This is a genomic window from Amycolatopsis sp. cmx-11-51 (assembly GCF_047608665.1).
Classification (GTDB): Bacteria; Actinomycetota; Actinomycetes; order Mycobacteriales; family Pseudonocardiaceae; genus Amycolatopsis.
In genome coordinates, this window is sequence record NZ_JADNQO010000007.1 from 54,112 (window position 1) to 76,318 (window position 22,207).

3 protein-coding genes are annotated in these 22,207 nt (G+C 70.0%); all 3 read right to left on the reverse strand.

Features of this window, described 5'->3' with window-relative positions; all coding sequences use genetic code 11:
- Positions 1-4: 4 nt before the first annotated feature.
- Positions 5-12,262 (reverse strand): amino acid adenylation domain-containing protein, encoded by a 12,258-nt coding sequence (locus tag ACM6LU_RS23795; RefSeq protein WP_414939964.1) that lies wholly within the window; start codon positions 12,260-12,262, stop codon positions 5-7.
- Between the two features lie 528 nt (positions 12,263-12,790).
- Entirely contained in the window at positions 12,791-15,964 is a 3,174-nt protein-coding gene (locus ACM6LU_RS23800) for an amino acid adenylation domain-containing protein (RefSeq protein WP_414939965.1), read from the reverse strand.
- Positions 15,961-22,206, reverse strand: coding sequence for an amino acid adenylation domain-containing protein (locus tag ACM6LU_RS23805; RefSeq protein WP_414939966.1), 6,246 nt, complete (start codon positions 22,204-22,206; stop codon positions 15,961-15,963). Before ACM6LU_RS23805 ends, ACM6LU_RS23800 begins: the two co-directional genes overlap by 4 nt.
- Between the last annotated feature and the right edge of the window lies 1 nt (position 22,207).

Here is a 22,207-nt window from a genome sequence, read left to right on the forward strand (position 1 = left end):
GCGGTTAATCGCGGGCCAATCCGGCCTCGAGTTGGTCCAACTGGTCAGGTGAAAGAGCGACGAGCATGCCCGTCTCCGGCTCCGGTGCGGCGACGCTCGCGCCTTCGGCGGGGAGTTCGGTGACGAGCACCGCCAGCCCCTCCGGTGTCTTTCCTTCGAACACCTGCCACGGGGTCAGTTCCAGCCCCTTCCGGCGGGCTCGGGCCGACAGCTGCATCGACGTGATCGAGTCGCCGCCGAGTTCGAAGAAGCTGTCGTCCGCACCCACCCGGTCCAGGCCGAGCACGTCCGCGAACAGTTCGCACAGCGTCGCCTCCGTCGCCGTGCGCGGGTCCCGCCCGGTGGTCATCCCGGCGAAGTCGGGAGCCTGCAGCGCCCGGTGATCGAGCTTTCCGTTCGGGGTCAAGGGCATCCGGTCCAGCGGCACGAACGCCGCGGGCAGCATGTACTCGGGCAGGCGTTCGGCCGCCAGCTCGCGGAGGGCCGCGATGAGCGGCTCGGCCGGTGCGTCGGCCGCCGGCACGATGTATGCCACCAGCTGTTTGTCACCCGGTCCGTCCCGGTGCACGGCGACCGCCACCTGGGCGGCCCCCGGATGCTCCGACAGCACGGTCTCGATCTCGGCGGGCTCGACCCGGTATCCACGCACCTTGACCTGTGCGTCGGCCCGGCCGACGAACTTCAGCTGGCCCTCGCGGGTCCAGCGGAACCGGTCGCCGGTGCGGTACATCCGCTCACCGGGCGCGAACGGGCTGGCGACGAACCGTTCCGACGTCAGGCCAGGGCGCCCGAGGTAACCGCGGGCGAGTCCGACCCCCGTGATGTAGAGCTCGCCCGCCACACCCGGCCGTACCGGCTGCAGGAAGGAGTCGAGCACGTAGTGCCGCACGTTCCGGATCGGGCCGCCGAGTGGGACCACCTCGTGTCCAGGGGACAACGGGAAGCTCATCGTCGAGCAGATCGTCGTCTCGGTCGGCCCGTACGCGTTGATCATCCGGCGGCCCGGCGACCAGCGGTCCGCCAGCGCGGGCGTGCACACCTCGCCGCCCGTCAGCACGCTCTCCAGACTGTCCGGCAGGTCTTCCTCGGCCGCCAGCACACTCGGCGACACGGTGAGGTGCGTGATCTCCCACCGGCGCAACGCGTCGCCGAGCGTCACCCGTGGCGGCATGCTCTCCGCGTCGGGCAGCACCAGGGTCCCGCCCGCCAGCAGAGCCATGTACAGCTCGGAGACGATGGCGTCGAAGCCGATGGCGGACAGCTGCAGTACCCGCGAGGAGGACGTCACGGCGAGGCGCTCGATATGCGCTCGCGCCAGGTTGGCGAGTCCGGAGTGGGTGACCACGACGCCCTTGGGCACCCCGGTCGACCCCGACGTGTAGATCACATACGCCGCGTCCTTCGGTCCCACGTGCGGCAGCACCACCCCCGGATCGGCGGCGGGCAGCTCGTCGAGCACCAGCACCGCACCCGCGAACCCCGACGGCACGACCGCCCGGGTCGCCGTCGTGCACACCAGCACCTCGGGCGCCGAACTCGTCAGCATCAGCTCGACCCGCTCACGCGGATAGTCCGGGTCGACCGGCACGAACACCCCGCCGGCGAACGACACCGCCATCAGCGTCACCGCCAGTTCGGCCGAGCGGCCGACCACCACACCCACCCTGGTCTCACGCCGCACGCCCAGCCCCACGAGCAGCCGGGCCAGCGCCTCGACCTCGTCGAGCAGCCCGCCGAACGTCAGGCTCCGCGCGGCGTCCCGCACCGCCACCGCGTCACGGGACAGCTCCACCTGCCCGCGGAACAACTCCGGCAACGTCTCCGCTTCGAGCGGCACCTCGGTCTGGTTCCACTCGTCCACCACCAGACGGTGCTGCTCCGGGCTGATCAGGGCGACCCGGCCCACCGGCGTCCGCGGTTCGGCCACGATCTGGTCCACCGCGTGGAGGATCGACGCGACGACCGTTTCGGCCTCCGTCCGGTCGTACACGTCCGGACGGTAGATGCATTCACCGCGGATGCCGGTCGCCGCGGACACGCGCATGGACAGCGGATAGTGCCCGGTGTCGTTCGGGATCGCCGCCGGGCGGATGACGAGCGCGTCGTGATCGTCGGACGGACGCAACGGGAGAGGCGGGTTTTCGAACACCACGATCGTGTCGAACGCCGCGCCGGGACCGACGAGCTGGTTGATCTCGGTCAGCCCGATGTGCTGGTGCGCCATCATCGCGACCTGGCGTTCCTGCAGATCCGTCAGCATGTCCACGATCGGTTCGGCGCCGGTCAGCCGGGCCCGGACCGGCAGCATGTTCATGAACAGGCCGACCGCGGACTCGACACCGGGGATCTCGGGCGGACGCCCGGCCACCGTGGCACCGAAGACCACGTCGTCGCGGCCCGTGAGCCTGCCCAGCAGCAGCGACCAGACCCCCTGGAAGAGCGTGTTCACCGTGACGCCGTGACGGCGCGTGAACTCCACCAGCCGCCTGCTCCGCCCCTCGTCGAGTTCGAACGTGACACGGTCGGGCTCGACGGGCGCGATGATCGTGTCCGGCGGCACCACGTGGGTCGCCTCGTCCAGCCCCGCGAGTTCGGTCCGCCACGCCTCCCGTGCGGCCGCCTTGTCCTGACGCACGAGCCAGGCGAGGTAGTCGCGGTACGACGTCGGGATCGGCAGGGCCCGGCCGTCGCCGCCTGCTTCGTACGCCGCTACCACGTCGACGACGAACAGCGGCAGTGACCAGCCGTCCGCCACGATGTGATGCGACGTCATGGCCAGCCGGTGCCGTCGTTCGCCGAGGCGCACCAGGTGCAGGCGCAGCGACGGCGCCCTGGTGAGGTCGAACCGGTCGGCCTGCAACTCCGCCGTGAGGCGCTCGTACTCCGCCAGCGCCTCGTCCGCCGGCAGATGAGACAGGTCGGTCTCCCGCCAGGGCACCGGCACCTCGCGGGCGATCGCTTGCACGGTCGCACCGGATTCGAGCTGGTGGAAACTCGCCCGCAGCGCGGGGTGCCGGTCGAGAAGGGCCTGCCACGACGCGCGGAGGCGGGCGGCGTCGAGCGGGCCGTCGAGGGCGAGGTTACGCAAACTCGCGTAGACGTCCGGGCCGCGCTCGTCGGCGGCGTGGAACAGCAAACCCTCCTGCAGCGGGGAAAGCGGCCAGATGTCGTGCAGGTTCGGCACGGCGGCCTCGACCTCTTCCACCTCCCGCCGCGTCAGCGCGGTGAGCGGGAAGTCGGACGGGGTGTGCCCGCCCGCGCGGTCATCGCCGACGTGTGCGGCGAGGCCGGTCAGCAGATCCAGCCAAGCCCGCACGAGCGACTCCGCGTCGGCTTCGCCGAGAACCCGTTCGGCCCAGGTCAGGGTCAGGCTGAACTCGGGTCCGTCGGCGGAGTCCAGCACGACCACGTCGATCTCCACGACATGCCGCAACGGCGCGTCCTGCTCCGCCGTGCCGCCGATGGTTCCCGCGATCTGCCATGGCTCCGCCGCACCGTCGGCCCGGGACGAGAAGCGGCCGAGGTAGTTGAACCCGATCTCCGCGTCCGGCAGCGCCGCCAGTGCCCGCCCTGTCTCGGCGTTGAGGTACCGCAGCATCCCGTAGCCGAGCCCGCCGTCGGGCACTGCTCGCACGTTCTCCTTGACGTTCTTCAGCAACCTGCCCGCGGCGGCGCCACCGGCGATCGCTTCGGCCGTGTCGACCCCGGTCACGTCCAGCCGGAGCGGATGTACGTCGGTGAACCAGCCGACCGTCCGCGACAGGTCCATTTCCTCGACGGGCTGGCGGCCATGACCTTCGACGTCCACCACGACGGCGGTGCCGCCGCGCCAGCGGGTCACCGCGCCCGCCAGGGTGGCCAGCAGCACCTCGTGGACACCGCAGTGGAAGGCAGAGGTGGCCTTCTCCACGAGCACGCTCGCCCGGTCCCGCGGCAAGGTCCACGACCTGCGTCCCGCGGTCGCGACGGTGTCCTGTGCGCGGTCGAGTTCGCCCAGCCGCGCCTGCGCGCCGTCGAGGATCTCCGTCCACGTCGTCAGTTCGGCGGTCCGGATCATCGCCTGCTCGGTCAACGTCCGTGCCCAGCGCCGGAACGAAACGGCGGGTGGGTCGAGCGCCGGTTCCTGGCCGTCGATCGCGGCTTCACAGGCCTGCTGCAGGTCCGGCAGCAGGATTCGCCACGACACGACGTCGACCGCGAGGTGATGCGCCGCCACCACGAGCCGTCCGACACGGCCGGGTCCCGCGTCCACCCACACCGCCTGTACCAGCACGCCTTCCGCGGCATCCAGTCGTCCGACCGCCTCACCGGCGCACCGCTCCGCGATCTCGTCCAGGTCGGCCTTGCCTGCCTCGACCCGCTCGACCAGCCTCACCGCGTCGACCGTTCCCCCCTCGGCCACGACCAGCCGGGGCTCTTGCCCCTCGGTCACGACGACCCGGCTCCGCAGCAAGTCGTGTGCGTTGATCACCGCACCCAAACCGGCCGTCAGCGCCTCCAGCGACAGATCGCCGGGCGCGCCGACGGTCACCCACTGCGCGGGCGCGCCTCGGGTCATCGCCTGGGGATCGCGTTCGAGCAGTGCCCGCGTCACCGGCGTCCAGGCGACCTCACCGACGCCGTCCGCGACGTCGGCCGGTGCCTCCCCGCCACGTTCGGCGATCGCCGCGATCGCCGCCGGCGTCTTCTGCTCGAAGACCTGCTTCGCACCGAAGACGAGATCCTCGCGTCGTGCCCGTGCGGCCAACCGCATCGAGAGGATCGAGTCCCCGCCCAGCTCGAAGAAACCGTCGTCGGCGCCGACCCGGTCCACACCGAGGATCTCGGCGAACAGGCCGCACAACACTCGTTCGGTCTCGGTGCGCGGCTCGCGACCGGCGGGCTTCCCGGTGAATTCGGGGGCAGGCAGGGCCGCGCGATCGATTTTTCCGTTGAGGGTCAACGGGAAGCCGTCCAGCACCAGCACCACCGCCGGCACCATGAACTCCGGCAGCCGCGCCGCGAGGTGCTCGCGGACCACCCCGGAATCCAGCTCCCGCCCCGCTTCGGCGGTCGCATAAGCGATCAGCCGCTTCTCGCCGGGACGCTCTTCCCGCGCCACCACGACCGCCTGCGCGACGTGGGGGACCTCGGCCAGCGCCGACTCGATCTCCCCCGGCTCGACGCGGTAGCCCCGGATCTTCACCTGGGAGTCGGCCCGGCCGGCGAACACCAGCTCGCCCTGATCCGTCCAGCGGGCCAGGTCGCCGGTGCGGTACATCCTCGTACCGGACGCGAACGGGTTGGCGACGAACCGCTGCGACGTCGAACCGTTGGCGCCGAGGTAACCGTGCGCCAGCCCGGCACCGGCGAGGTAGAGCTCACCGGTCACGTTCGGGGCCACCGGCTGGAGGAACGCGTCGAGGACATACGCCTGCCTGCCGGCCAGCGGTCCGCCGATCGGCAGGATGTCGCCCGTTTCGGCCCCCGGCTCGAGAACGAGCCAGGTGGCGCAGAGGGTGATCTCGGTGGGGCCGTAAAGCTGCCGCACGCGCACGTCCGGGCAGGCCCGGCGCATCCGGGCGACGGAGGCGAGTGGCACCGCGTCCCCACCGGTCAGGATCTCTCGCAGCCCGCTGAAGGACTCCGGCGATTCCTCGGCCACCACCCGGAAGGTCCCGGCCGTCAGGTGGACGGTGGTCACGCCACGTCCGATCGCTTCCCGCAGCCGCTGCGCGTCGACCGCGCCCGGTTCCGCGACCAGCACGCGGGCCCCGCTGACCAGCGGCACCCAGATCTCGACCAGCGACGCGTCGAACGCGTGCGACGCGTGCAGCAGCACGCCATCGCCGGGGCGCTGCGACCAGCCAGGGTCGCCTGCCAGTGCCGCCACACTTCCGTGCGGCACCGCGACGCCCTTCGGCACACCGGTCGATCCCGACGTGTACATCACGTAGGCCACGTCGTGTGACCCGACGGTGAGCGGCGGCGCATCGCGGCGCGCTCCCTCGATCGCGGGCGCGTCCATGACCACCGGCTCGACGCCGTCCGGCACCGCGTTCCTGGTCGCTTCCACACAGACGGCCACCGAGGTTCCGGCGTCGGCCAGCATCCGCTCGATCCGGTCCGCGGGGTAGTCCACGTTCACCGGGACGTACGCGGCCCCCGCCTTCCAGATCGCGAGCAGGGCGACGAACAGATCCGCGCCGCGCTCCAGCACCACGCCGACGTGGTCACCACGCCGCACGCCGATCCCGGCCAGGTAGCCCGCCAGCCGATCCGATGCCCGGTCGAGGCCGTCGTAAGAGAGGGTGCGTCCGCCGTCCACGACCGCCACCGCGTCCGGGGACCGGCCCGCCTGACGCCGGAACAACTCCAGCACCGACGACGCGGCCGCCGCGTCACCCGTCGCGTTCCAGCGCTCCACGACGGACACGCGCGTCGCGTCGCTCGTCACGCCCAAGCGGCCCACCGGCAGCGCGGAATCCGGCACCACCCGTTCCAGTACCCGGACGACCTGCCTGGCCACCTCGGCCGCCGTCTCTCCGCCGATCCGATCGGGCCGGTAGGCCACGTTGATCCGCAGGCGCTCACCGGGACTGACGTTCATGGTCAGCGGATAGCTGGTACCGGTCCTGGTGACGACCGAGCTGATCACGACCCCGCCGTCGTCGCCGAGACCGGCGGCGCCGTGCGGGTAGTTCTCGACCATCACGATGGTGTCGAAGACCGCGCTCGTCCCCGCCACCTTCTGGATTTCCGGCAGCCCGAGGTACTGGTGCTCGGTCAGCGCCGATTGGCGCCCCTGCAAGTCCCGCAACATCTCCACCAGCGGCTGGTCGCCTTCGAGCCGCACGCGGACCGGGATGGTGTTGATGAACATCCCCACCATCCGCTCGACCTCCGGCACCTCCGCCGGACGCCCCGAAACCACCGTCCCGAACACCACGTCCGTCCGGCCTGCCAGCCGGGCCAGCACCAGCGCCCACGCGCCCTGCACGATCGTGCTCACCGTCAGGCCATGACCTCGGGCGAAGTCGGCGAGTGCCCGGGTCGCCTCCTCGGGCAGCCATTCGGAATGGTTGTCCGGCATCACCATCGTCTTGCCCGCGTCGGCGTCCACCACGGTCGGTTCGTCCGACCCGGCCAGCTCGGACCGCCACGCCGCCCTGGTCGCCTCCAGGTCCTGACGGCTCAGCCACGTCAGGTAGTCCCGATAGGACGGCGCCATCGACGAACCCCGCCCACCCGCGTAGCCTGCCGACATCTCGCCGAGGATGAGCGGTGTCGACCAGCCGTCCAGCAGAACGTGGTGCGACGTCACCACGAGCCGGTGCCGCCCCTCGCCGAGGCGGATCAGCGACAGCCGGAGCAGTGGCGGCTTGGTCACGTCGAACCGCTCCGCCTGGTCCTCCGCGAGAAGGCGTTCGACCTCCGCGTTCGCGTCCGCCTCATCGAGGTGTGAAACATCCGCCGTCCGCCACGGGAGGTCGACCTCGTCCGCGACGACCGCCACCGTCTCGCCGGAGCCCAGCTGATGGAAGCTCGTCCGGAGCGATTCGTGCCGGGCGACCACCTGGTTCCATCCCGCACGCAGCCGGTCCGCGTCGAGTGGCCCGTCGAGGTCCAGAATCCGCTGGCTCTGGTAGACGTCGACGCCGTCCTCGTCGAAGGCTCGCTCGAAGAGCATGCCTTCCTGCAGGGGCGACAGCGGCCAGATGTCGGTCAGTCCCGGCGCCGCGGCCTCCAGGTCCGCCACGTCCCGCCGGGTCACCGTGACGAGTTCGAAGTCGGACGGGGTGTGTCCGCCCGCGCCGGGGGTTCCGGCGAGGGCCGCGAGGCCGGTCAGCATGCCGACCCAGGCCTCCCCGAGCCGCTCCACCACGGCGGGGTCGAGATCCCTGCTGTCGATGGCGAGCCTCAGCCGGGGTCCGTCCGGTGTGTCCTGAACGTCCGCCCCGACCTCGACGGCATGGGCCAGGATCAGGTCCGGGCCGCCGCCGAGCGCCCCTTCCGCGACCTGCCACGCGGTGTCCCCGGCGGCGGCGGCGAGGCCGGACCGGCCGAGATAGTTGAAACCGATCCGCGCGGACGGCGAGGCCGCCAGCCTGGCCCCGGTCTCGGGGTTGAGATGGCGCAACAGCCCGTAGCCGAGACCCTCGCCGGGGACGGCGCGGACCTGTTCCTTCACGGCCTTCAGCAACTCCCCCGCCGCCGCTTTCCCCGCTGCCGCGGCGGAAAGGTCGACGCCGGAGACATCGAGGCGGACCGGGTGCACGCTGGTGAACCAGCCGACGGTGCGCAGCAGATCCTCGCCGTCGGCGGCGTGGCGGCCGTGGCCTTCCACGTCCACCAGGACCCCGGCGCCGTCCGGTCGCGCGACCGCACCCGCCAGGCCCGCCAGCAGGACTTCCTGGACCCCGCAATGGAAAGCCCCCGGAACGTGGGCAACCAGGCCGCGTGCTTCGGCTCCGGACAGCGTCCGGGACCACGAGTGCGACTCCCCGGAATCCTGCTCCAGCACCGGCTCCGCCCCATCCAGCACGGCGACCCAGTGCTCGGCTTCGGCGACGGTACGCTCGCTGAACGCCTGCTCGGTCAGCCGTCGCGCCCACTGGCGATACGACGTCGTCACAGGTTCGAGGGCGGGGGTCCCGCCGGAGATCACCTCGTCGTACGCCGCGCGCAGATCCGGCAACAGGATCCCCCACGAAACCGCGTCGACGGCCAGGTGATGCGCCGCCAAGGCCAACCGGCCCGGCGCGGCGGCTCCGGCGTCGACCCAGACGGCCCGCAGCATGGTTCCCTTCGACGGGTTCAGCTCGCCCGTCACCGCTCTGACCTCGCGTTCGGCGGCCTCGTCGAGATCTTCGGACCCGGCGGCCACTCGCGAGACCAGGTCCGCCGCGGTCACCGCACCCGGCTCGGCCACCATCAGCCGTCCATCGGGCTCCACCCGTGCCCGCAACAGGTCATGCGCGTCCAGAACGGCTTGCAGGGCGGTCACCAGCGCGTCCTGGTCGAAGCCCGCCGGGGTGACGACGACTCGCGCCTGCACGAAGCCGGGGCGCACCGCGTCGTCCCCGAGGGCACGCATCACCGGCGTCCGAAGGATCTCCCCCACACCAGCGTCCACTGTGGACGGCTGCTTCGGCTGGGCGACGTTGGCCGGAGCCGCCAGTTTGCCGGGGGTCCGGTGCTCGAACACCAGCCGCGGCGTCAGGGAAAATCCCTCCCGGCGGGCGCGGGCCGCCACCTGCATCGACGAGATCGAGTCCCCGCCCAGTTCGAAGAAGTCGTCCTCGACCCCGACCTGGTCGAGGCCGAGCACCTCGGCGAACACTCCACAAAGGACTCGCTCGGCCTCGGTGGCGGGCTCCCTGCCCACCGCCTTCGAGGCGAAGTCCGGTTCGGGCAGGGCCTGCCGGTCGACCTTTCCGTTGACTGTCAACGGCAACTCGTCCAGCACCAGCAGCGCGGCGGGCACCATGTACTCGGGCAGCGTCTCGGCGAGCTGTTCGCGCAGCCGCGCCGGGTCGACTTCGTGCCCCGTTTCCGCGACCACGTAACCGATCAGCTGCTCGCCCCGCGCGGACACCACGGCCTGACCGACACCGGGCAGGGCGGCGAGCGCCACCTCCACCTCACCGGGCTCCACCCGGTAGCCGCGGATCTTCACCTGGTCGTCCGCTCGACCGGCGAACGCCAGCGTGCCCCGATCCGTCCAGTACGCCAGGTCACCGGTTCGGTACATCCTCCCACCCGGCACCCGACCACCACCCCCCACGGAGGCGCTTCGCGCCGCTGCGTCGTCGGCGGCGTACAGGTCGGCGACGAATCGCCCGGCCGTCAACGCCGAACGGCCCAGATAGCCCTGCGCCACACCGGCTCCGGCGACATACAGCTCGCCGGCCACTCCCGGGGGCACGGGTCGCAAGAAGCCGTCGAGGACGTAGACACGCCGCCCCGCGAGCGGACGTCCGATCGGCAGGACCGATCCCGTCTCGTCACCGGGTTCGAGCACCCACCACGTCGCGCACAGCGTGGCCTCCGTCGGCCCGTAGAGATGCCGCACCCGCACGTCCGGGCACGTCCGCCGCATCCGCTCCACCGCCGCCAGCGGCACCGCGTCCCCACCGGTCAGCACCTCGCGCAGACCGGCGGCCGACTCCGGTGACTCTTCGGCCAGCACCCGGAAGGAGCCGGCGGTCAGGTGGGCGGCCGTGACCCCGCCCGCCACATATCCGGCCAGTGCTTCGCCGTCGACCGCGCCCGATCCGGCCAGTACCACCCTGGCACCCGACAGCAGCGGCACCCACATCTCGAACAAGGAGATGTCGAACGCGTGCGAGGCGTGCATCAACACACTGTCGCCGGGGCCCACCCGCCAGCCTGGCTCACCGACCAGCGCCGCGACATTGCCGTGGGACACCGCGACACCCTTGGGTGTCCCCGTCGATCCCGACGTGTACATCACGTACGCGAGGTCGCCGTCACTCACCCCGACCGACAGGCGAGTGGATTCCGCCACCGCCCGCCGCGTCTCCGGATCGTCGAGGACGATCGGATCGAGTCCGCCGTCCAGCACGGCGTCCCGGTACGTTTCCGTGCACACCACCGCCGACGGCTCCGCGTCGGCCAGCATGAACTTCACCCGTTCCGCCGGGTAGGCGGGATCCACCGGCACGTACGCCGCGCCCGCTTTCCACACCGCGAGCAACGTCGCGATCAGGTCGCGTGACCGTTCCATCACCACGGCCACGCGATCCCCGCGCCGGACACCCCGGCCGCTCAGATAACCGGCGAGCCTCTCCGCGTGCTCGGCCAGTTCTCCGTACGACACCGCCCGATCGCCGTCGAAAACCGCTGTCGCGTCACGGTGGCGCTCCACCTGGCGGTCGAACAGATCCAGGGCAGGCACGCTCGGCGCTTCAGCCGGGGACGCGCCCCATTCCCGCACCACCAAGGCACGCTCGGCCGCGGTCGTCACCTCGACCTCGGCCACCGTGATCCCGCTCGCCGCCGTCAGCTGACGCAGCACCCCACTGAACCGCTCGACAATGGAGAGGGCGGTTCCCCGGTCGAAGAGATCGGTCAGATAGTCGAGTTTGAGGAGCAGCGATTCGCGAGGAACCGCGACCAGCGTGAGCGGATAGTGGGCGGCTTCCCTGCCCTGATTCACCTGGAGTTCGAAAGGTTTGGCGGAGTCCGATCCGCCGGGCTCACGGTGGAACTTCTCGAAGACGAGCAAAGTGTCGAAGACCGCGCCGGGGCCCGCCGCCTGCTGGATGTCCGCCAACCCCACGAACTGGTCGGGGACGAGCGTCGACTGCCGTTTCTGCAACTCCGCCAGCAGTTCGACGACCGGCGTCGAGCCACGCAACCGCACGCGCACGGGAACGGTGTTGAGGAACAGCCCCACCATCCCCTCGACACCGCGCAACCCCGGCGGACGCGCCGAGACCACCGCCCCGAACACCACGTCCGTCCGGCCTGCCAGCTGCGACAGCACCAGCGCCCACGCGCCCTGTACCACCGTGTTCAGCGTCAACCCGTGGCGGCGAGCCAGCTCGTCCAACGATCGCGTGAGGTCTTGGGGCAGCTCGACTTCGACGCTCTCCGGCACGGAGGGCGCTCGCGCCGGATCGGCGGGCGCCACCAGCGTCGGCTCCTCGGCGCCACTCAGCTCCGCCGCCCATGCCGACAGCGCCCTCGTCTTGTCCTGGCGGCTCAGCCATTCGAGGTAGTCCCGGTACGACGTCACTTCCGGCAGATCCGGCGTGCCGCCATCGGCCGCGTACAGCGCCGACAGCTCGTCGAGCACGATCGGCATCGACCAGCCGTCCATGATCGTGTGATGGCAGGTCACCGCCAGGCGGTGCGTGGTGTCGCCGAGACGGATCAAGGTCAGCCGCAGCAACGGCGCCGTCGCGAGGTCGATCCTCTTCGTCCGATCCTCTTCGGCCAGCTTTCGCACGGCCTCCGAGGGATCGTCGAGGTGGGAAAGGTCGACCTCGCGCCACGGCAGTTCCACCTGCCTGGCGATGATCTGCACCGTCTCACCGGATTTGCGCTGCCTGAAGCAAGCCCGGAGCGAGGCGTGCCGGTTCAGCAGCGCCTCCCAAGCCGCACGCAGCCTGGCCGCGTCGACCGGTCCTTCCAGGTCCAGGATCCAATGTCCTATGTAGACGTCGAGCCCTTCGCCGTCGTAGACCGCGTGGAAGAGCAACCCGGCCTGCAGCGGCGACAGCGGCCAGATTTCCTCGATCCGCGACTGAGCCATCAATATCTCCCTCGATCTGCGAAGGGCTTGAAGTTCGTCGTCGAACTCAGCCTCGAATTCCTCGATCTCGTCCTGGTCCAAGCCGAGAGGCCGAAGTCGAATGCGAGATGTCCCCGGTGAAGGAATCATCCGCCCGACGAGCCGCCCCGGACAACATGTCCAAGGAACCGACATTGGGGACAGCGGCTCTCGTCGATCGTGGGGTCGCGAGTGGCGATTCGGGTTCTATTGAGAGGTAAGGAAAAGGCAACGCCGGGTTAGGGGTGTGTGGAAACAGGGACGTCGGGTGTCCCTGTTTCCACACACCCCTCCGGATCCGGTGTGCACAGGGACTTTCGTGCGGGACCGTGTGGATTTTGGGTCACCTGACGTCCCAAAATCCACACAGTGAGCCACACGGTCCAGCATCGGGCCGGTCACCGGCACCGCGGCTCTCGTCAGACGTGGGTGTCCGGCATGGGTGGCGTGAGCTCGAACACGACACCTTTGCCTCACCCTCTAGAACATGAAACGCCATTCACGACCCGGTTAAGAAGCGTCGAATTCGGCTTCGAATTCCTCGATCTCGTCCTTGCCCAGATCGAGGAGTTCGACGTCGGATGTGGCGGGTCCGCCCGGGTCGTCGGGCTTCTCCACTTCCGGTTCGACGATCATCGCGATTCCCGCCGGGGTCTTGTACTCGAATACCTCCGGCGTGCCGAAGACCATTCCGTCGCGGTGGGCCCGCGCCGCCAGTTGCATCGACGTGATCGAATCGCCGCCCAGCTCGAAGAAGTTGTCGTCCGCACCGACCTGCTCCACACCGAGCACTTCGGCGAAGAGAGCACACAACATCCGCTCGATCTCCGTGACCGGCTCCCGGTCGGAAACGCGTCCGCCGTAGTCGGGATCCGGCAACGCCGCCCGGTCGATCTTCCCGTTCGCCGTCACCGGCAGGGCGTCCAGCGCCAGCACCGCCGCCGGTACCAGGTAGTCCGGCAGCACCTTGCCGATCCGCTCGCGTAGCCGTACCGGATCCACGTCGTCATCGGACACGACGTAGCCGATCAACCGTCCGTCACGGGCCACCACCACCGCCTGGTCGACGCCCGGTTGTGCCGCCAACACCGCCTCGATCTCGCCCGGCTCCACGCGATAGCCGCGGATCTTGACCTGGTCGTCGGCCCGGCCGGCGAAGACCAGTTCGCCTTGCTGGGTCCAGTACGCCACGTCTCCCGTCCGGTACATCCTCTTACCCTGGGCGAACGGATCGGCGATGAACCGCTCAGCCGTCAACGCCGCGCGACTCAGGTAGCCCTGTGCCAGCCCTTCGCCCGCGATGTACAGATCGCCCGCGATGCCCGGCGGCAACGGCCGCAGGAAGACATCCAGCACATACAGCCGTCGCCCCGGGAGCGGACGGCCGATCGGCAGCACCGGACCCAGCACATCACCCGGTTCCAGCACCTGCCACGTCGCGCACAACGTCGTCTCCGTCGGGCCGTACAAATGCCGGACCCGCACCCCGGGACAAACCTCCCGCACCCGCTCCACCGCGCGCACCGGCACCGAATCACCACCGGTCAGGATTTCGCGGAGCCCCGCGAACGATTCCGGCGATTCCTCCGCCACCACACGAAAACTACCCGCCGTCAGATGCGCCCTCGTCACCCCCGCCGCGACCGCCTCCCGCAAACGGCGGGCATCCACCGCACCCGGCCCGGCGACCACCACCCTGGCCCCCGACACCAACGGAACCCAGATCTCACACAACGACGCATCAAAAGAATGCGGCGCGTGCATGAGGACAGCGTCACCGAAACCCATCCCCCAGCCTGGATCCCCCACCAGTTCCGCGACACTCCCATGCGGAACGGCCACCCCCTTCGGGGTACCCGTCGAACCAGACGTGTACATCACGTACGCCAGATCGTCCGCCCCGATCGGGACCGGGGAAACCGCGCCCTCGATGGCTTCGTCCACGATGATCCGCGCATGGTCCGGCGGCACCACACCCGCGGTCTCCACTCCGCACAGCACCACCGCGACCGCGGAGTCGGCCAGCATGAACGCCACCCGGTCCGCCGGGTAGTCCGGCGCGACCGGCACGAACGCCGCGCCCGCCTTCCACACCCCGAGCCAGGCCGCCGTCACCTCGGCCGATCGTTCCAGCACCACCCCGACGCGGTCGCCGCGTCGCACACCCCGCTCCGTCAGCGCCCCCGCCACCCGGCCGGACCACTCGTCGAGTTCCTCGAACGACCAGACCCGGTCCCCGGCCATCACCGCGGTCGCTTGAGGTGTCCTTTCCACCTGCTGTCGGAACAGCTCCACCGCCGAGGCCGCGGCCACCGCGTCGCCGGTCTCGTTCCACCGCTCGACGACCAGTTCACGCTCGGCGTCGTCCACCACGTCCAACCGGCCGACCGGCGCCTCCGGTTCCGCGATCATCCGCTCCAGCACCTTGGCGATCCGGCGCAGCGCTTGCTTGGCGACTTCGGCGTCGACCGCCTCTGGCTGATACTCCAGGACGGTGTCCAGACTCTCGCCTGGCAGGACACCCAGAGTGAGCGCGTACGGCGTCGCCTGATGGAACTCCCGCAGGGTCAGGCTGAGACCGCTCGGGGAGTCCGCTTTCCTCGCCGGGTCGGCGTAGTTCTCGAACACGACGATCGTGTCGAAGTTCGCCCCGTCCAACTTCTGGATCTCCGGCAGGCCGAGGTGGTGATGCGAGATCAGCTCGGACTGCCGCTCCTGCAGCCCGGTCAGCAGCCGCAGGACCGACTGCCCGCCGTCCAACCGCACGCGCACCGGCACGGTGTTGATGAACAGCCCCACGACCTGTTCGGCGCCGGGAAGATCCGCCGGGCGCCCCGAAACCACCGCGCCGAACACCACGTCACGACGACGCGCCAGCCGGGCCAGCACCACCGCCCACGCCGCTTGCACCAGCGTGTTCAGCGTCAACCCGTGCCCTCGGGCGAACTCGACGAGGGCGGACATGAAGTCCGGTGAATGACGGAACACCTCGCGCTCCGGCAGTCCCGAAGCCTTCCCTCGCCTTTCGCGGATCACGAGTGTCGATTCGTCGGCACCTGCCAGTTCCGCGCGCCACGCCTCGCGCGCCGCCTGCTTGTCCTGCCGGCCCAACCAGGCCAAGTAGTCCCCGTAGGACCCCGCGGACCGCGGCATCGTGGCGACGCCACCCGCCGCGTAGATCTCGAGAAGGTCCGCCTCGATGATCGCCCGGGACCAGCCGTCGATGAGCAGGTGATGACTCGTCGTCACCAGACAATGTCTGTCCCGGCCGAGCCGGATCAGCGTCAACCGCAGCAGCGGCGGCTTCTTCAGGTCGAATCTCCTGAAGCGCTCCTTCTCCGCGATCACGCTGATCTCGGCCTGCGCGTCTTCCTCGGCCAGGCCGGACAAATCGAATTCGGCCCAGGGGAGCTTCACTTTCCGGGTGATGAGCTGGACCGACTCGCCGTTCTTCCGGCGCTGGAAACTCGCGCGAAGCGCCGCATGGCGGTTGAGGAGGGCTTCCCAAGAGATTCGGAACCGCTCCGTGTCCAGTGGCCCGTCGATGATCTGCGATTGCTGAATGACGTGGATATCGGGAGCGTCGTCGTCGAATGAGGCGTGATAGAGCATTCCCGCCTGCATCGGCGACAACGGCCAGACTTCGTCGAGCGCCGATCCGGAGGATGTGGTCGAAGTGGTCACGATGTCTGCCCCTCACTGAGTTCCGCCGCCAGTGCTTCGAAGCTCTCGATCTCGTCCTGATCCAGATCGAGGAGGCCGAAGTCGGATACGGTATGTCCACCCGCGGTGGGATCATCCGCTTGGCGGGCGAGCCCGGACAACATGTCCAGCAGTTCCTGGACCAGTCGTTCGATTTCGGGCTCGTCGATCAGCGCGCCCTGCCATTCCACGACGAGCGTCAATTCAGGACCATTCGGCAGATCCTGGACAATCGCGTTGACTTCGACCGCGTGTGGCAGTTCCATACCCGGTTCCATCGAACTGCCCATTTCCCCGACCAGGTGCCACGCTTGCCGGTCACGCTGGTCACCGGCGACGAACCGGCCCATGTAATTGAAACCGATCCGCGAAGACGGCAGCGCCGCCAGAACCGGCCCTGTCTCGGCGTTGAGGTAACGCAACAATCCATAGCCGAGTTCGTCGCCGGGCACCGCCCGCGACTGCTCCTTGACCACCTTCAGCAACGTCCCGGCCGCCGGTTCACCGGCGAGCGCACCGGCCAGATCGATCCCGGCCACGTCCAGCCGCACCGGACGCGTGCTGGTGAACCAGCCGACCGTCCTGGACAGGTCCATCCCCTCGACGGGATGGCGACCGTGACTTTCCACGTCGACCAGCACCGTGTCCTCGCCGCGCCAGCGCGCCACCGCTCCAGCCAGCCCGGCCAGCAGGACCTCGTGCACCCCGCAGTGGAACACCACCGGAGCCCGCCCCACCAGCACCGAGGCCTCGGCCGCCGGGATCACCCACGACCGCGAGCGCAAATCGGCACCCGCGACGGCGGCACGCTCCGGCCGCTCTTGGCCGAGAATCGCCTTCCACGCCGGCAATTCCCCTACCCGCTCGGCGGAGACCGCCCACTCCTGAAGCAGACTCGCCCACCGCCGGAACGACACTCCTACCGGCTCCAGCACCGGATCCCGGCCCGCGGTCGCCGCATCACTCGCCAGCCGCAGGTCCGACAGCAGCACCCGCCACGACACCCCGTCGACCACCAAGTGATGTGCCACCACGACCAGCCTGCCCACCTTGCCCGGCCCGGCATCCGCCCAGACCGCCTGGACCAGCACGCCCGCCGCCGGATCCAACCGGCCGACGGCGTCGCGCTCCGCGGCCCTCACCGCCTCGTCCAGCGAGCCGGCGTCGACCTGCACGCGGGTGACCAAGCCGGCCACCTCCAGCGACCCGGGCTCACCGACCACCATCCGGCGGCCGTGCTCGCCGTCGACGACCCGTGCCCGCAGCATGTCGTGCGTGTCCACCACCGCCGTGAACGCCGTCACCAAGGCCTTCTCCGTCAGATCCGACGGCGTGGACACCACCACCCACTGCGCGAACCCCGGCGCCACGACACCGTCCCCGAACATGCGCATCACCGGCGTCAACGCGACTTCACCGACACCGTCGGCCACCGTGGCGTGCGCACGGTGCGGCAGCGGTGTTTCCCCCACCAGCTGCGCGAGCCGCTCGGGGGTCCGGTGCTCGAACACCTGCCGCGGGGTCAGGGACATCCCATCGCGACGGGCACGTGCGGCGACCTGCATCGACGAGATCGAGTCACCGCCCAGTTCGAAGAAGCTGTCCTCGACCCCGACCCGCGCCAGACCGAGGACCTCGGCGAACACCTCGCACAGGAGCCGCTCGGCTTCGGTCGACGGCTCCCTGCCGGCCGTCTTCGAGGAGAAATCCGGTTCGGGCAACGCCTTCCGGTCGATTTTCCCGTGCGGAGTCAGTGGCAGGACGTCCAGCGCCATCACCACCGCGGGCACCATGTACGCGGGCATCCGTTCCGCGAGTTCCTTCCGCAGCGCCTGCGGATCGACGTCGCCAGGTGACACGTAGGCCACCAGGCGGCCCTCGCGGACGGTCACCGTGGCTTGGGTGACCCTGGGGTGGTTGGACAACGCGAACTCGATCTCGCGGGGTTCGACCCGGAACCCGCGGATCTTGACCTGGTCGTCGGCCCGCCCGGCGGACACCAGTTCACCCTGGTCCGTCCAGTACGCCAGATCCCCGGACCGATACATTCGCTCACCCGGTACGAAGGGATCTGCGACGAACCGCTCGGACGTCAGCGCCGAGCGGCCGAGATAGCCGCGGGCCACCCCGATCCCGGCCAGGTACAGCTCACCCGTGACACCCGGCGGCAGCGGGCGCAGGAACGCGTCCAGCAGATAGCCGCGGACCCCGGCGATCGGCGCCCCGAACGGGATCACCTCTCCGCCCGGCGCCAACGGCATGCTCACCGTCGCGCAGATCGTGGTCTCGGTCGGCCCGTAGGCGTTGATCATCCGGCGGTCGGCCGACAGGCGGTCCACCAGGCCGGGCGGGCAGAGTTCTCCCGCCGCGGTCACCGTCTCCAGCCTGTCCGGGATCGCGTCGGCGGTGGCCAGCACCGACGGCGGGGCCTTCACATGCGTGATGTCCCACCGTTCCAGCGCGTCGGTCAGGGACGCGTGCGGCGGCAGATCCCGGTCCGGCGGCATCACCAGCGTCGCCCCGGCCAGCAACGCCATCATCACCTCGGACACGATGGTGTCGAAGCCGAGCGCCGCGAACTGCAGGACACGGGACGACGGCGTCACGGCGAGCCGTTCGATATGCGCCATCGCCAGGTTGCCGAGGCCCGAGTAGGTGACGACGACACCCTTGGGCGTTCCGGTGGATCCCGACGTGTAGATCACGTACGCCGCGTCACGCATCCCCACCCGCGGTGATACCACGCTCGGGGCCGCCGCCAGGTCCAGCTCGTCGAGCACCACGATCCGGTCGGCGAACTCCTCCGGCACCGCCTCGCGTGTCTTTCCCTGGCACACCACCAGCATCGGATTCGCGCTGCCGAAGATCAGCTTCACGCGCTCGGCCGGATACGCGGGATCCACCGGGACGAAGACGCCGCCTGCCAGCGACACCCCCAGCATCCCGATCAGCCACCACGCGGACCGGCCGACCACCAGCCCGACGCGGCGCTCCCGCTCGACCCCGCCGGCCCGCAGGACGGCGGCGAACCTCTCCGCCCGATCCCACAGTTCCTCGTACGTCAGTTCGCCGTCGCCGTCCGCGACCGCCACCGCGTTCGGCCGCTCCGCCGCCATCCGCCCGATCAACGACGGTAGCGGCTCATCCGCCACCACCGCGGATTTCCAGTGCGGCAACGGAATCTCGCCCATGCCGGTCCGCCCGACTAGACCGGACGGATCGGCGGCCACCGCACCGAGGGCACCGACGAACCACTCCAGGAGCGAATCGGCGACGGCCTCGTCGATCTGCCCCCGCCAGTAGGCGAGCTGGATCCTGAACCGTTCGCCAGGGATGACGCCGACGGTCACCGGGTAGTGGGTCCCCTCGATCGTGCCCAGATAGGTGAACTGGTCGGCGAAGTCCCGCGGGTAGTTCTCGAACACCAGCAGCGTGTCGAACATCGCGCCCGGTCCGGCCGTCTTCTGGATGTCCGTCAGTCCCAGGTGCTGGTGGGGCATCAAGGCCACCTGACGGCGTTGCAGCCCGGTGAGCATGTCCACAATGGACGCGTCGCCGTCCAGCGAGACCCGGACCGGCACCGTGTTCATCATGAGCCCCGGCATCGACTCCACACCGGGGAGTTCCGCGGGACGGCAGGCGACGGTGGTGCCGAACACCACGTCGGTCCGCCGCGCGAGCCGCGCCAGCACGATCGCCCACGCGCCTTGCACCACCGTGTTCAGCGTCAGCCCGTGGTCGCGGGCGAACTCGGTCAGGCGGGTGTGGCGATCCGGCGAAAGATGGGTGACGCGGTAGTCGTAGTCACTCACGGAGTCCGACTTGGCGACCAGCGCCGGTACGTCGATGTCGGACAGTTCCGCCTGCCACGCCGCGCGTGCCGCGTCCTTGTCCTGCCGCTCGAGCCAGGCCAGGTAGTCCAGGTAGGAGGCGGCACCGGTCCGGTCCGGGAAGTGTCCACCGGACGTGTAGGCCGCGGACACCTCGTTGAGGATGACCGCCACCGACCAGCCGTCGGTCAGGATGTGATGGTTGACGACCAGCAGGCGGTGCCGGTCCTCGCCGACCCGGACCAGCACCAGCCGGAACAGCGGCGCCTTGGTGAGGTCGAACCGTTCCCGCTGTTCCTCCGCGGCCACGGCCTCGACGGCCGCCTCGATGTCACCTGCCCCCGTCAGGTCGACCTCGCGCCACGGCAGGTCGACGTGCCCGGCGACGGCCTGCACCGTCTTTCCCGACGCGAGCCGGTGGAAGGTCAGCCGAAGCTCGGCGTGCCGGGCGAAAACCGCTTCCCACACGGACCGCAGCAAAGCCACGTCCAGCGGTCCGGCCAGTTCCACGATCCACTGCGTCTGGTAGATGTCGAGACCCTGGTCATCGAGGGTCGACTGGAAGAGCAGTCCCGCCTGCAGCGGCGCCAGTGGCCAGACCTCCCGAACGCCGGGGACGGCGATCGCCAGCTCCGCCTCGTCTTCCGCGGTCAGGTCGATCAAGGGGCCGTCGACCGGCCTGTCGACCGGTACGGCACTCGTCACGGCGGCGAGCCGGGCCGGGGTCCTCTCCCCGAAGATCTGGGACGGCGTCACCAGCAGGCCCGCTTTGGCCGCACGAGCCGCCAAGCGCACCGCGAGGATCGAATCCCCGCCCAAATCGAAGAAACCGTCGTCGACACCGGCTCGTGCCACGTCGAGCACCTCGGCGAACAGTCCACAAAGGACGCGTTCCGCCTCGGTGACAGGCTCACGACCGCCGGTTTTCGCCGTGAAGTCGGGCGCGGGCAACGCCGCCCGGTCCACCTTGCCGTTTCCGGTCAGCGGCAGCGCGGCCACCGGGAGCACCACGGCCGGGACCAGGTACTCCGGTAGCACGGCCGCGAGACGCTCGCGAACGAGAGCGGGGTCCGCGTCCGCCACCACATAACCGATCAGGCGGCCGTCGATCGGCACCACCACGGCCTCGTGGACGTCCGGCTGGGCGGTCATCGCGGCCTCGATCTCGCCGGGTTCGACCCGGAACCCGCGGATCTTCACCTGATCGTCGGCCCGGCCCCCGAACAGCAACTCGCCGTCGATGGTCCGTTGGGCGAGGTCCCCGGTCCGGTACATCCTCGTACCCGGGACGAAGGGATCGGCCACGAACCGCTCCGCCGTCAGTCCCGCCCGGTCCAGGTAACCGTGCGCCAGACCGGCGCCGGAAAGGTACAGATCGCCGGTCACTCCCGGCCCCACCGGCCGCAGCGACGCGTCGAGCACGTGGGCCTGGCGCCCCGGGAGCGGACGGCCGATCGGCAGCACCGGACCCAGCACATCACCCGGTTCCAGCACCTGCCACGTCGCGCACAACGTCGTCTCCGTCGGGCCGTACAAATGCCGGACCCGCACCCCGGGACAAACCTCCCGCACCCGCTCCACCGCGCGCACCGGCACCGAATCACCACCGGTCAGGATTTCGCGGAGCCCCGCGAACGATTCCGGCGATTCCTCCGCCACCACACGAAAACTACCCGCCGTCAGATGCGCCCTCGTCACCCCCGCCGCGACCGCCTCCCGCAAACGGCGGGCATCCACCGCACCCGGCCCGGCGACCACCACCCTGGCCCCCGACACCAACGGAACCCAGATCTCACACAACGACGCATCAAAAGAATGCGGCGCGTGCATGAGGACAGCGTCACCGAAACCCATCCCCCAGCCTGGATCCCCCACCAGTTCCGCGACACTCCCATGCGGAACGGCCACCCCCTTCGGGGTACCCGTCGAACCAGACGTGTACATCACGTACGCCAGGTGTTCCGGGCGCACCGTGACAACGGGTGCGTCGCCCGGGTCCTCGTCCGTGACGACGACCGACTCGATCCCCTCCGGTACGCGATCACGCGTCGCGATCGAGCACACCGTCAGGGAAACGCCCGAATCCGCCAGCAGGAAAGCGATCCGCGGCGCGGGGTAGGCGGCGTCCACCGGTACGTACGCCGCTCCCGCCTTCCAGACGGCGAGCAGTGACACCAGTAAGTCCGCCGAACGGTCCATGATGACCGCGACACGGTCGCCGAGGCGGACGCCCCTGCCGGTCAACCGACCGGACAACCGGCAGGCGAGTTCATCGAGTTCCCGATACGTCAGAACCCGATCCCCGTCGGACACGGCCACCGCGCCGGGCGTCCGGTCCACCTGCCGGGCGAACAGATCCAGCACCGTCGGTGTGGCCCCCGCTGCGGAACTCATC

Bases quoted from the DNA above. Each gene is read 5' to 3' on its own strand.
- ACM6LU_RS23795 (WP_414939964.1), bottom strand. From the start codon at position 12,262: ATGGCTCAGTCGCGGATCGAGGAAATCTGGCCGCTGTCGCCGCTGCAG.
- ACM6LU_RS23805 (WP_414939966.1), bottom strand. From the start codon at position 22,206: ATGAGTTCCGCAGCGGGGGCCACACCGACGGTGCTGGATCTGTTCGCC.